Here is a 13,020-nt window from a genome sequence, read left to right as displayed (position 1 = left end):
ATCAGGCTCCTAACTCTATGCCGAAATAGTCACGCGCATTGTTAAAGCAGATGTTTTGTACCATCTGTCCCAGCAGCGCTTCGTCTGCGGGTGCTTCACCGCGTTCTACCCAGTTGCCAATCATCTGGCACAGCAGACGGCGGAAATATTCGTGGCGGGTGTAAGACAGGAAGCTGCGGCTGTCTGTCAGCATGCCGACAAAACGGCTGAGCAGGCCAATCTGCGCCAGTTGGGTCATCTGACGTTGCATGCCATCCAGCTGATCGTTAAACCACCACGCAGAACCAAACTGCATCTTGCCCGGCTCGCCTTCACCCTGGAAATTCCCGGCCATGGTCGCCAGCACTTCGTTATCGCGCGGGTTCAGGCCATACAGGATGGTTTTCGGCAACGCATTCTGGCGGTTCTGTGCATCCAGCAGGCGAGCCAGCGGGATCGCCAGCGGCGCATCGTTGATGGAGTCAAAGCCGGTATCCGGTCCCAGCAGTTTGAAGTGATGGTGGTTGGCGTTACGCAAGGCACCAATGTGATACTGCTGCGCCCAGCCGCGACGGGCATATTCGCTGCCCAGCCACACCAGTACCGCCGTTCTGAACTGCGCGGTTTCCTCTGCCGACGGAGCACTACCCTGTAAACGACGTGCCAGAATGCTATCGAGGGTGGCCTCATCCGCTTCGGCATACACCACCACATCCAGCGCGTGGTCAGAAACTTTGCAACCGTGGGCGGCGAAGTGATCGAGACGTTTGCTTAAGGCGCGGCGCAGATCGTCGAAACGCTGCACGCTGACATCCGCTACCTGCTCCAGACGCTGGATCCACGGCAGGAAGGTGTCCAGCTCGATATTAAAGGCTTTGTCCGGACGCCAGCTCGGCAGCACTTTGACGTTAAAACTTTTGTCCTGCGCCAGCGCGTGGTGATGGCGCAGGTCGTCGAGCGGATCGTCAGTGGTGCCGACCATTTTGACCTTCATCTGTTGCATGATGCCGCGGGCGCTGAACGCATCCTGTGCCAGCAGTGCGTTGCAGCTGTCCCAGATTCGGTCTGCCGTCTGCTCAGACAGCAGAACATCGGTGATGCCGAACGGACGACGCAGTTCGAGATGCGTCCAGTGATAGAGCGGATTACCAATGGTGTGCGGCACGGTGCGCGCCCAGGCGTTAAATTTTTCGCGGTCGCTGGCGTTACCGGTGCACAGGGCTTCCGGTACGCCATTGGCACGCATCGCTCGCCACTTGTAGTGGTCACCTTTCAACCAGATGTCATAGAGGTTAGTAAAGCGGTAGTTTTCGGCGATCTGCTGTGGCGGCAGATGGCAGTGATAATCGAAAATCGGCTGGTCTTTGGCGTAGTCATGATAGAGACGACGCGCAAATTCGCTTTCCAGTAAAAAATCCTCACTCATAAAACGCGGCATACCTGCTTCCTCATTTTTGTAGCCTGTCGGCTAATGACACAAAGTTATCATACCAATTTTAGTAAACGGCAAAATTCTTTGCGATAAACCTCACATTAATGACAGCTTTTTAGTGTGGATATGGACAAAAAAGCCGCACCAATGCCGCTAAATGGCTGTTATTACGTTGTATAACAGTATCACACACAGCTTTAAGGGTTTTTGTGATAGCTCTCAACTTTTAAAGTTGTATAACAAGTTAATCTCCGCTCCATCAATGCCAGACCGATGGCACAGGCAAGGAAATAAGGCGGCAGTTTGTGCGCCTGCGGGCGTGAAGAGAGCTGTATCACGTGCAGTCCCGCTCCAGATAACTACAGCGGCAAAGCCGCAACGACAAACTGGAAGAGGTTAATGATGCGTAAGATTAAAGGGCTACGCTGGTACATGATTGGGCTGGTGACGATGGGCACCGTGCTTGGTTACCTGACGCGTAATACCATTGCCGTAGCTGCACCCACACTGGCCACTCAGCTGCACATCACCACTCAGCAATATTCATATATCGTCGCTGCCTATTCAGCCTGCTATACGGTGATGCAGCCGGTCGCCGGGTATGTCCTGGACATGCTGGGTACCAAAGTGGGTTATGCCGTATTTGCCATACTCTGGGCCATCTTCTGCGCCGCCACAGCGTTTGCCGGTAGTTGGGGCGGTTTTGCCCTGGCACGAGGTGCCGTGGGTGCCGCCGAAGCGGCGATGATCCCGGCGGGATTAAAAGCCAGCAGCGAATGGTTCCCGGCCAAAGAACGCTCCGTGGCGGTGGGCTATTTCAACGTCGGCTCATCAATTGGTGCCATGCTGGCGCCGCCTCTGGTGGTGTGGGCCATCGTGGCGCATAGCTGGGAGATGGCGTTTATCATCACCGGCGTGTTGAGCATGATCTGGGCACTGTGCTGGCTGGTGTTTTATAAGCATCCGAAGCAGCAGAACAAACTGAGTGAAGAAGAGCGCCACTACATTATTGCCGGCCAGGAAGTCCAGCATCAGACCGGTAACAGCAGCAAAATGTCGGTGGGTCAGATTCTGCGTAACCGTCAGTTCTGGGGCATTGCCCTGCCGCGTTTTCTCGCCGAACCGGCCTGGGGTACCTTCAATGCCTGGATTCCCCTGTTTATGTTCAAGGTGTACGGCTTCAACCTGAAGGAAATTGCGCTGTTTGCCTGGATGCCAATGCTGTTTGCCGATTTTGGCTGCATTATCGGCGGTTATCTGCCGCCGTTTTTTCAGCGCGTGTTCGGCGTCAATCTGATCGTTTCACGTAAGCTGGTGGTGACCATGGGCGCGGTGCTGATGATCGGCCCCGGCACCATCGGCCTGTTTACCAGCCCGTACGTGGCGATTGGTTTGCTGTGTATCGGCGGCTTTGCCCATCAGGCACTGTCCGGTGCGTTGATCACCCTGTCATCCGACGTATTTGGTCGTAATGAAGTGGCGACCGCCAACGGTCTGACAGGTATGGCCGCATGGACTGCCAGTACCTTGTTTGCTCTGGTCGTCGGTGCGCTGGCCGATACGCTGGGATTCAGCCCGCTGTTCGCCGCTCTGGCGGTATTTGACCTGATCGGCGCAGTGGTGATCTGGACCGTATTGAAAAATAAACCGGTTTCCGAGCTGGAAAGCACTGTTCCGGCGCAAGCGGCAGCCGCTCGCAGTTAATCTCCCCGGGCTGGTGTGAGCCAGCCCATTTCTTCCGTCCGGCTGAAGTGGTATAACAACTCAACTTTTGTCGCAATACGGAACCGTGCCATGGACCTGACCGAATCCCGTCGCCTTTATCAGCAACTGGCCAGCGAGCTGAAACGCCGCATCGAAGCCGGTGAATACCCGGTGGGTGAAAAACTGCCAGCCGAGCGCTTGATCGCCGAAGAGATGCAGGTGAGTCGCACCGTGGTGCGTGAAGCCATCATCATGCTGGAAGTGGAAGGCTACGTGGAAGTGCGTAAGGGTTCCGGTATTCATGTCATTGCCAGCCAGCAGCAGAACCGGATTGTCACTTCCAGCCAGCTGGAATTTGCCAGTTTTGGCCCGTTTGAACTGCTCCAGGCCCGCCAGCTGATTGAAAGTAATGTGGCAGAATTTGCCGCCACCCAGGTGACACGCCAGGACATCATCGCACTGATGGCAATTCAGGAAAAAGCACGTCAGGAAGACCATTTCCGCGATTCCGAATGGGACATGCAGTTCCATGTCCGCATCGCCCAATCCACGCAAAACAGTGCTTTAGCCGCAATCGTCGAGAAAATGTGGCTGCATCGCCTGCATAACCCCTACTGGCTGAAGCTGCATGAGCATATTGATCAGCGCAACATCCTCAGCTGGTGCGACGATCACGACCAGATCCTGAAAGCACTAATCCGCAAAGATCCCGCCGCCAGCAAGCTGGCTATGTGGCAACATCTGGAAAATACTAAACAGATGCTGTTCAACGCTACCGCAGACGATTTTGAGTTCAATGTTGACCGTTACATGTTTGCTGAAAATCCGGTCATCCTGCCGGAAGGTACTGACAATTCCCGTTGATTCTGCTGGATTTCCAGGCGGTTAAGTCAGTTAATCTGCAATAGTGTCAGCTCATGTAAAGCTCCTTTTGACCAGCTGCGTCAAAAGGTAAAACTCCTGTGCAATGGGTACTTTCTACTGTCTCAGATTTATGATTTTTGTTACAGTTATCGCCCTTTTCTTACCCTTTGCGACAGGGCATTAAAAAGTTGCTGATTTAACAATCAATTCTGGAAGGATCCGGAAAATCCGGCTCAGCTGTGCTCCTAAAACGCATAACCAAATCGCCAGCTTGTGCTCCAGCCCGATGGGCACGTTTAACAATGATGTTCAGGACCGATTGATGGATATTTTGCAGGCATTACTGCATGCCTTATGGCAGCAGGATTATGAAACCCTCTCCGACCCGACGCTGGTGTGGGCCATTTATGGCGTGCTGTTCATGATTTTATTCCTTGAGAATGGCCTGCTGCCCGCTGCTTTTCTGCCTGGTGACAGTCTGCTGATTCTGGTTGGCGTACTGATATCGAAAGGCACCATGAGCTTCCCCCTTACCCTGCTGGTGTTGACCACCGGTGCCAGCCTCGGCTGCTGGGTCAGCTATATTCAGGGGCGCTGGCTCGGCAATACGCCCACGGTACAAAAATGGCTCTCGCATCTGCCCGCGCAATATCATCAGCGCGCGCACAGCCTGTTCCACCGTCATGGGCTTTCCGCTCTGCTGATTGGCCGCTTTATTGCGTTTGTGCGTACCCTGCTGCCCACCATCGCCGGGTTATCCGGTCTCAGCAATGCACGTTTTCAGTTCTTCAACTGGGTGAGTGGTCTGCTGTGGGTGCTGATTCTGACCGTGCTGGGGTTTGCGCTCGGCAAAACGCCGATTTTCCGTCGTTACGAAGATGAACTGATGTTCTGCCTGATGATGCTGCCGCTGGTACTGCTGGTGATCGGTCTGGTGGGTTCACTGGTGGTGCTGTGGCGTAAACGTCAGTCTGATCAAAACGGGAAATCACAGTAATGAAAAATCTGATTCCCAAACGCCTGCTGCCGTGGCTGCTGGGTGGTGCACTGGCACTGCTGGCGTTAACCCTTGCTCCGGCATTACTCAACCATGAAACCGTGGTAAAAATCCGCGTCGCCCATAACGGCACGGCGCTGCCAGATGGCTTCTATCTCTATCAGCAACTTTCTGCCCAGGGCGTACGCATCAAAAGCATTACGCCCTCTGGCGATGCGCTGGTGATTCACTTCGAAAACGAAGAACAGAGTCTGGCGGCACAAAAAGTGTTACGTCGTCTGTTGCCACAAGGCTTTGTCGTGGCTGCGGGGCACCAGGCCTCACAGCAGAATCAGGACGCCAACCGTCCGACTTATAGCTAAGCAATGTTGCCTGTTTACACCTCAGGCGCTCTCTTCACCCTCGCTATCCCCGCGTCTTCTTTGAATTTTTTCATCTGCTGTCTATTCTTAAAGGTAGCGTGAGCACAAGACAAGCTGGGATGCCTCTCCTGCCCGGTTTGCGGCAGGTCATTCACAATGGAAGGGATTTACCTGATGAAACGTCAATTACTCCTGGGTGCTGTTCTCTTCTCCCTCTCCGGCTCACTGTTGGCAGCAGAGTCACTGTGTCAGCAAAAGGAGCAGGATATTCAGCACGAAATCGGTATGGCAAAGCAACATAATAACCAGCGCCGCGTGAACGGGCTGGAGCGTGCACTGACCGAAGTCCGCGCCAGCTGCACCGATGAGAAACTAAAGGCAGCGCATCATGAACGTATTGAAGCGCAAAAGCATGATGTGGCGGAACGAGAGCATGAGCTGAAAGAAGAACGCCAGAAAGGTAATGACAAAGAGAAGATTGCAAAACGCGAGCGCAAGCTGGAAGAGGCACAGCACGAGCTGAAACAGCTCGAAGCTGAGCGCTACTAATCGGATATAACTTTATGATGTAAATGGAGATTATTATGGCTAAAGAAACAACATCAGAACATTTACGTGCGGAACTGAAAAACCTGGCAGATACGCTGGAAGAGGTTCTGAGCAACACCGGTGAAAAATCGAAAACTGAGCTGGATAAACTGCGTCAGAAAGCGCGTGAAGCGCTGGATAACTCGCGTGAACGCCTGGGTGAATCGGGTGAGCGCCTGGCGCAATCAACCCGTGAGGCGGCACATAAAGCGGATGATTACGTGCGCGAAAATCCGTGGCACGGCGTGGGTATCGGTGCAGCGGTGGGCGTGATCATCGGCATTCTGATTTCACGGCGTTAATGATGAGTGACAGTCAGCAAAGCCACGGCCCAGGCAAAGGGGTCATCAACATTGGCCAGCGTATTGTCACCACGCTGGTCAGCATCGTTGAGACACGCATCCGGCTTGCAGTGGTGGAACTGGAAGAGGAAAAAGCCAACCTGATTCAGATGCTGATGATGGTGGGTTTGACCATGCTGTTTACCGCCTTCGGTTTAATGAGCCTGATGGTGCTGATCATCTGGGCGGTAGATGCGCAATATCGGCTGATGGCGATTGCCATTACCACTGCTGTGCTGTTCCTGCTGGCGCTGATTTTTGGTCTCTGGACGCTACGTAAATCACGCCAGTCCACGCTGCTGCGCCATACGCGTAAAGAGCTGGAAACCGATCGCCAACTGCTGGAGGAGCATCGCTCATGAGCCGCCGCGAGCGCGAAGCACGTATTCACGCCTTGCTTAACCAGGTGCAGCAGCAGCGCCTGGATCTGAGCGCTGCGCGTCGTGACTGGCTGGAAGGTACTGCGCACTATGATCGTGGCTGGCTCACTTTCCTCAGCCTGCGACGTTATCTGGCGATTGGCAGCAGCGCACTGGCGATTTGGTCGATCCGCAGCCCTAATCGCCTGTTGCGTTGGGCAAAACGCGGATTTGGCCTGTGGAGCACCTGGCGGATGATCAAATCCGCCCTGCCGCCACGCTAAATTAACCTCTTCCCTCAACGGACCTTTTTTCAGGTCCGCCTCCTTCTTTTTCAGAATTCCTGAATAACATCGACAGTTTATCTCGCTTACAACCTTTCCAGACCGCGATTATCATCTTCAGCCATCAGCCCAATGAATTGCCACACGTTATTCGGCGGGAATAAGTCCCTGCAGGTCAACAACCTGCAACAAAATCCTTGTTGGAGTAGATGATGAAAAAATTCGAAGATTCAGGCCTGTTGCTGGCACGCGTTCTTATGACCATTCTGTTTATCACCGCAGGCTGGGGTAAACTCACCGGTTACGCGGGTACCGCACAGTACATGCAATCTATGGGCGTGCCGGGCTTCCTGCTGCCGCTGGTCATTCTGCTCGAACTGGGTGGTGGTCTGGCAATTCTGTTTGGTTTCCTGACCCGCTTCACCGCGTTATTTACTGCGGGCTTCACCATCCTGACCGCGTTCCTGTTCCACAGCAACTTCGCAGAAGGTGTTAACCAGCTGATGTTTATGAAAAACCTGTCAATCGCAGGTGGCTTCCTGGTGCTGGGTCTGGTGGGTCCAGGTGCTTACAGCATCGACCGCGTGATTCGTCAGCGTTTGCAGCCGGCAACCGCACGCTAAGCGCGCAAGCTGAACGCAGCATATACTGAAAAGGGGCGAGGATATTCCTCGCCCCATTTTTTTATGGAGGGCTTATGGGACAACTGATTGACGGTGTCTGGCATGACACCTGGTATGATACGAAGTCAACCGGTGGCCGCTTCAAACGCACAGAAGCGGTATGGCGCAACTGGGTCACCGCCGATGGCAGCGCAGGCCCTACCGGCAACGCCGGTTTTGCCGCCGAACGTGATCGCTATCATTTATATGTTTCACTCGCCTGCCCGTGGGCGCATCGCACCCTGCTGATGCGTAAACTCAAGGGGCTGGAAGAGATGATTTCCGTGTCGGTAGTGCATCCGCTGATGCTGGAAAACGGCTGGACCTTTGACGACGATTTCCCCGACGCCACGGGCGATTCGCTGTACCAGAACGAATATCTGTATCAACTCTATCTGCATGCCGATCCGCACTACAGTGGACGCGTCACCGTACCGGTGCTGTGGGATAAGCATCAGCACACCATTGTGAGCAACGAATCCGCCGATATCATCCGCATGCTGAATAGCGCCTTTGATGCGCAGGGTGCGCGGGCCGGGGATTACTATCCAGCAGCGTTGCGGCCACAAATTGATGAGCTGAACGGCTGGATTTACGACACGGTAAACAATGGCGTGTATAAATCGGGTTTCGCCACCTCACAGGCGGCTTACGATGAGTCGGTCACTGCGCTGTTTCATTCCCTGGCGCGCCTGGAGCAGATTCTTGGTCAGCATCGCTATCTCACCGGCAACCAGTTAACCGAGGCTGACCTGCGACTGTGGACCACGCTGGTGCGTTTTGACCCGGTCTATGTGACCCACTTTAAATGCGACCGCCATCGTATTAGTGATTACCGCAACCTCAACGGCTTTCTGCGTGATATTTACCAGATGCCAGGCATTGCTGAGACGGTGAACCTGCCGCATATTCGCCATCATTATTATTGCAGCCATAAAACCATTAATCCGAGTGGCGTGATTTCACTGGGACCTGCGTTTGACTGGAACGAACCGCACGGCCGGGGCTAACGGCAAAGCTTAAAACCCAAAAAGTAAAACGCCCACAGGCTTTCACCTGCGGGCGTCTTTTTTGATGAGTCGAAACTGACCGATAAGCCGGGTTCTGTCTTGGACAGTCATTCATCTAGGCCAGCAATCGCTCACTGGCTCAAGCAGCCTACCCGGGTTCAGTACGGGCCGTACCTTGTGAACCCCTATTTGGCCTTGCTCCGGGTGGAGTTTACCGTGCCACGAACTGTTGCCAGCCGTGCGGTGCGCTCTTACCGCACCCTTTCACCCTTACCTGATCCCATTACTGGGCCATCGGCGGTTTGCTCTCTGTTGCACTGGTCGTAGGCTTGCGCCCCCCAGGCGTTACCTGGCACCCTGCCCTATGGAGCCCGGACTTTCCTCCCCTCTGCCCGTCTCCCTCCGAAGAAGGACGACGACAAAGCGGCGACTGTCTGGTCAGCTTCGGCGCGGGATAATAGGCGATCCGACGTCGTTTGTCACGCCTCTTGCTGATCGAGTGCGTAGCGATACAGTGCATTCTTCTTCACACCGTGGATTTCCGCCGTCAGCGCAGCCGCTTTCTTCAATGGCAGCTCCTGCTGCAACAGCGCCAGGGTACGCAGCGCTTCGGCAGGCAATGCCTCTTCATCCGCCTTATGCCCTTCAACCACCAGCACCATCTCACCTTTACGGCGGTTTTCATCTTCCAGCACCCACGCCAGCAGCTCAGCCACCGGTGCGCCGTGCAGCGATTCCCAGGTTTTGGTGATTTCACGCGCCAGCACCACATAACGTTCCGGCCCCAGCTCGCTCACCATATCCTGTAAACTATCGATCAAGCGGTGGGTAGATTCGTAGAAAATCAGCGTGCGCGGCTCCTGGGCCAACGCCCGCAGTGCATCGCAGCGTGCCTTGGTTTTGGCGGGCAGAAACCCTTCGTAACAGAAACGATCGGACGGTAATCCCGCTGCGCTTAATGCTGTAATCGCCGCGCAGGCACCCGGCAACGGCACTACGCGGACCCCAGCTTCACGACAGCGACGCACCAGATGGTAGCCAGGATCGTTAATTAATGGCGTGCCCGCATCGGAAACCAGCGCAATGCTCTGGCCTTCCTGCAATTTAGCCAGCAGCACCTCAGCTTTCTGCTGCTCGTTGTGGTCGTGAAGTGCGAACAGTCGCGCATTGATGGCGAAATGTTGTAGCAACAGCCCGGTATGACGTGTATCTTCCGCAGCGACCAGATCGACGCTCGCAAGCACCGTTAACGCTCGCTGCGTAATATCACCCAGGTTACCGATCGGGGTAGGAACGATATAGAGCGTGCTGGCAGAAATGTCTGCCCGATCGAGTTGTTTCATTGTTTCATCCGAATTGCCGATTTAATATTGAGCATCTTGAAAAAAACATCACTGGATACAGTATGCTTCCTTCAAAAGTCGTACGTCATAAAGCAGGACGCCTGGTACCTGTTCTTCTTGCTGGATTGATTTTAGCCGCCTGTAGCGGCCAGGGACCGCAGCAAACTTCTAACGTCAATATTCAGGGTCCGGCAACAGGCCGCTCTGACTATTATCTGCAGCAGGTGCAGCAAAGCAGCGATGATAGCAAGACCGACTGGCAATTACTTGCCATCCGTGCCCTGCTGAAGGAAGGAAAGTATCCACAGGCTGGCGATCAGATCAAACAATTGCCACAGCAACTGTCGGATGTGCAGCAACAGGAACTCCAGCTGCTACGTGCGCAGATGCTGATTGGTCAGCAGGATTTCAATGGCGCACAGCAGCTACTGGGCCAGCTGAAAACCACAGGCATGTCACAAGATCAGCAGGCACGCTTCTACGGTCTGCAAATCGCAGCCGCCCAGAATCGCCCATCGCTGGCACTGCTACGCGCCTATATTGCTCAGGAACCGCTGCTGCAAGGGGCCGACCACCAGAGCAATATCGACGCCACCTGGCAGGCGCTGACGCAAATGACCAAAGATCAGATCAGCAACCTGGTGATCAACGCCGACGAAAATACCTTGCAGGGCTGGCTGGATCTGCTGAACACCTGGCATACCAACAGCCAGGACCCGGAGATGCTGAAAGCCGCGATTAAAGACTGGCAGACACGTTATCCCGTGAACCCGGCGGCAAAAACGCTGCCGACCGCGTTAAGCCAGGTGCAGAACTTCAGCAAAGCCTCGACCAGCACCATTGCACTGCTGCTGCCGCTGAATGGTCAGGCGCAGATCTTCGCCAACGCCATTCAGAAAGGCTTTAACGATGCGAAAAACGGCGTGCTAACCGCCGCACCCGCACCGCAGCCGCAACCCACAGCCACACCGGCCACTGGCGATGCCAGCGTCCAGCAACAGCCCGCAGCGACGCCTGCGGCTCCAGCCGATAATAATGCCGTGGTCAGTCCGGCCGCCGCTGCCGTCACGCCAGAACAAAACGCGCAGCAGCCAGCCGCAGCCCCTGCCCCTGCAACACCGGCCCCGGCGGCCAGTGCAGCCGACAGCAACGCCCAGGTTAAGGTGTACGACACCAGCAGCCAGCCGATTCAGCAGGTGATGCAGCAGGCACAGCAGGATGGTGCGACCATCGTGGTCGGTCCGCTGCTGAAAAGCGACGTGGAAACCGTGGCCAACAGCAATTCGCCGCTTAACGTGCTGGCGCTGAACGAGCCGGAACAGATCCAGAACCATCCGAATATTTGTTACTTTGCGCTTTCTCCTGAAGACGAAGCGCGTGATGCCGCTCACCATATGTGGGACCAGGGTAAACGCCAGCCATTATTGCTGCTGCCACGTAACAGCTACGGCGATCGCGTCGGCAAAGCTTTTGCGCAGGAATGGCAGACGCTGGGTGGCTCCACCGTGCTGCAACAGCGCTTTGGTTCAGTGGGCGAACTGAAGCAGGGCATCAACAGCGGTGCCGGTATTAACCTGAGTGGTACGCCGCTTATCGTTGAACCGGCCCAGCCGCAGGGCGTGTCGATTGCCGGGCTAACCATTCCGGCGCCACAGACCAGCCCCCCTGCAACCGATACCAGCGGTGGCAGCCTTGATTCGGTCTATATCGTTGCCAGCCAGGATGAACTGCAGCTGATCAAACCGATGATTGCGATGCGTACCAGCAGCCGCAGCAATATCGCGCTGTATGCCAGCTCGCGCAGCTTCCAGGCCGGTGCCGGTCCGGACTTCCGTCTGGAGATGGATGGCCTGCAATTCAGCGATATTCCGCTGCTGTCAGGTAGCAACCCGGCGCTGATGCAGCAGGCGGCGAAGTCGTTTAACAACGATTACTCGCTGGTGCGCCTGTACGCGATGGGCATTGATGCCTGGACGCTGGCTAACCACTTTAACCAGATGCGTCAGGTACCGGGTTTCGCCATTGATGGCAAGACCGGTAAGCTGAGCGCCACCCCGGATTGCGTGATCAACAGGAAGTTGGCATGGAACCAGTATCGTCAGGGACAGATCGTTCCGGTACAGTAAACCGCCAGCGCATTGGCGCTGAGCAGGAGCAGCAGGCGCGTCGCTATCTGGAGCGCGCCGGGCTGCGCTGGGTTGCCAGCAACGTCCGTTACCGTATCGGTGAGCTTGATCTCATCATGCAGGATGGCGATTGCTGGGTATTTGTCGAAGTGCGCTATCGGCGCAATGCACGTTTTGGCGGTGCTGCCGCCAGCGTGACGCGTCAGAAACAACAAAAGCTACTCCGTGCAGCCGCACTATGGTTGCTGGGACGTAACGGCAGTTTTGCTACGGTGAATTGCCGTTTTGACATCATTGCCATCACCGGCCACGAGCTGGAGTGGCTGCCCGATGCCTTTCATGCGGATGTGTAGAACCAGGTGGTCTTGTGCAGGACAGAATTAAAGCGTGTTTTACCGAAAGTATTCAGACTCAAATCGCTGCCGCCGAGGCGCTGCCGGATGCTATTTCCCGTGCGGCCATGACGCTGGTGCAGTCGCTGCTGAGTGGTAACAAAATCCTGAGCTGTGGCAATGGCGCGTCAGCGGCCAATGCCCAGCATTTTGCTGCCAGCATGATTAACCGATTTGAGACCGAGCGCCCCAGCCTGCCCGCGCTAGCGCTGAGTGCCGACAACGTGATGTTGACGGCAATTGGCAACGATCGGTTGCACGATGAAATTTACGCCAAGCAGGTACGAGCGCTTGGTCAGGCCGGTGATGTACTGCTGGCCATTTCCACCCGTGGCAACACCCGCGACATTATTAAAGCGGTGGAAGCTGCGGTTACACGCGATATGACCATCGTGGCGCTGACCGGCTACGACGGCGGTGAGCTGGCCGGGCTGCTCGGCCCGCACGATGTGGAAATTCGCATTCCGTCTCATCGCAGTGCGCGCATTCAGGAGATGCATATGCTGACGCTGAATTGCCTGTGCGATTTGATCGATAACACCTTGTTCCCCCACCAGGAATGACTGAAGGAGCTAAG

15 protein-coding genes and 1 other RNA gene are annotated in these 13,020 nt (G+C 55.3%); 13 read left to right on the top strand and 3 right to left on the bottom strand.

The window, feature by feature from the left end; translation table 11 throughout:
* Position 1: 1 nt before the first annotated feature.
* On the bottom strand, positions 2–1,417 hold the full coding sequence (gene uxaC / locus RCF31_RS15490; protein ID WP_416411544.1) for a glucuronate isomerase: 1,416 nt from the start codon (positions 1,415–1,417) through the stop codon (positions 2–4).
* Positions 1,418–1,813: 396 nt separating this feature from the next.
* Here uxaC and RCF31_RS15485 point away from each other — a divergent pair, with 396 nt between their 5' ends.
* From RCF31_RS15485 to RCF31_RS15440, 10 genes are all read left to right on the top strand, one after another.
* Positions 1,814–3,115 (top strand): MFS transporter, encoded by a 1,302-nt coding sequence (locus RCF31_RS15485; RefSeq protein WP_416413268.1) that lies wholly within the window; start codon positions 1,814–1,816, stop codon positions 3,113–3,115.
* Between the two features lie 90 nt (positions 3,116–3,205).
* The gene (gene exuR, locus RCF31_RS15480; protein ID WP_208716562.1) at positions 3,206–3,979 is read left to right on the top strand and encodes a transcriptional regulator ExuR; all 774 of its coding nucleotides are present in this window, start codon (positions 3,206–3,208) and stop codon (positions 3,977–3,979) included.
* A gap of 322 nt (positions 3,980–4,301) precedes the next feature.
* Entirely contained in the window at positions 4,302–4,976 is a 675-nt protein-coding gene (locus RCF31_RS15475; protein WP_299458908.1) for a DedA family protein, read from the top strand.
* Positions 4,976–5,338 carry an EnvZ/OmpR regulon moderator MzrA gene (gene mzrA, locus RCF31_RS15470; protein ID WP_299458906.1) on the top strand — a complete coding sequence of 121 codons (363 nt, stop codon included), beginning with the start codon at positions 4,976–4,978 and terminating at the stop codon, positions 5,336–5,338. The genes RCF31_RS15475 and mzrA overlap by 1 nt, the downstream gene beginning before the upstream one ends.
* A gap of 174 nt (positions 5,339–5,512) precedes the next feature.
* Complete coding sequence (locus RCF31_RS15465) at positions 5,513–5,887, top strand: DUF1090 domain-containing protein (RefSeq protein ID WP_299458904.1); 375 nt, start codon at positions 5,513–5,515, stop codon at positions 5,885–5,887.
* 35 nt (positions 5,888–5,922) lie between these two features.
* Positions 5,923–6,228: a DUF883 family protein gene (locus RCF31_RS15460; RefSeq protein ID WP_299458902.1), complete on the top strand. Its 306-nt coding sequence runs from the start codon at positions 5,923–5,925 to the stop codon at positions 6,226–6,228.
* 2 nt (positions 6,229–6,230) lie between these two features.
* Positions 6,231–6,629, top strand: coding sequence for a phage holin family protein (locus RCF31_RS15455; protein WP_208617298.1), 399 nt, complete (start codon positions 6,231–6,233; stop codon positions 6,627–6,629).
* Positions 6,626–6,910, top strand: coding sequence for a YqjK-like family protein (locus tag RCF31_RS15450; RefSeq protein ID WP_084877023.1), 285 nt, complete (start codon positions 6,626–6,628; stop codon positions 6,908–6,910). Before RCF31_RS15455 ends, RCF31_RS15450 begins: the two co-directional genes overlap by 4 nt.
* A gap of 212 nt (positions 6,911–7,122) precedes the next feature.
* Positions 7,123–7,533 carry a DoxX family protein gene (locus RCF31_RS15445; RefSeq protein ID WP_299460444.1) on the top strand — a complete coding sequence of 137 codons (411 nt, stop codon included), beginning with the start codon at positions 7,123–7,125 and terminating at the stop codon, positions 7,531–7,533.
* Positions 7,534–7,607: 74 nt separating this feature from the next.
* Entirely contained in the window at positions 7,608–8,582 is a 975-nt protein-coding gene (locus RCF31_RS15440; RefSeq protein WP_299458897.1) for a glutathione S-transferase family protein, read from the top strand.
* Positions 8,583–8,649: 67 nt separating this feature from the next.
* Here RCF31_RS15440 and rnpB read toward each other — a convergent pair.
* Positions 8,650–9,028, bottom strand: an RNA gene (rnpB, locus tag RCF31_RS15435) — RNase P RNA component class A.
* 33 nt (positions 9,029–9,061) lie between these two features.
* A complete protein-coding gene (gene rsmI, locus RCF31_RS15430) occupies positions 9,062–9,925 on the bottom strand; it encodes a 16S rRNA (cytidine(1402)-2'-O)-methyltransferase (protein ID WP_084877029.1) in 864 nt (287 codons plus the stop codon).
* Between the two features lie 62 nt (positions 9,926–9,987).
* Between rsmI and RCF31_RS15425 the strand changes: the two genes are divergently transcribed.
* From RCF31_RS15425 to diaA, 3 genes are read left to right on the top strand one after another with little or no spacing between them, the layout of a single operon-like run.
* Complete coding sequence (locus tag RCF31_RS15425) at positions 9,988–12,051, top strand: penicillin-binding protein activator (protein ID WP_416411543.1); 2,064 nt, start codon at positions 9,988–9,990, stop codon at positions 12,049–12,051.
* Positions 12,009–12,404, top strand: coding sequence for a YraN family protein (locus RCF31_RS15420; protein WP_299458891.1), 396 nt, complete (start codon positions 12,009–12,011; stop codon positions 12,402–12,404). The genes RCF31_RS15425 and RCF31_RS15420 overlap by 43 nt, the downstream gene beginning before the upstream one ends.
* Positions 12,405–12,418: 14 nt before the next feature.
* A complete protein-coding gene (gene diaA / locus RCF31_RS15415) occupies positions 12,419–13,006 on the top strand; it encodes a DnaA initiator-associating protein DiaA (RefSeq protein ID WP_013510648.1) in 588 nt (195 codons plus the stop codon).
* The last annotated feature ends 14 nt before the right edge of the window (positions 13,007–13,020 follow it).

Source organism: Pantoea sp. App145 (assembly GCF_047947045.1).
In the GTDB taxonomy this organism is placed as follows: domain Bacteria; phylum Pseudomonadota; class Gammaproteobacteria; order Enterobacterales; family Enterobacteriaceae; genus Pantoea.
The sequence above is the reverse complement of the archived record's forward strand: the minus strand, read 5'-3'. Positions and strand labels throughout refer to the sequence as shown.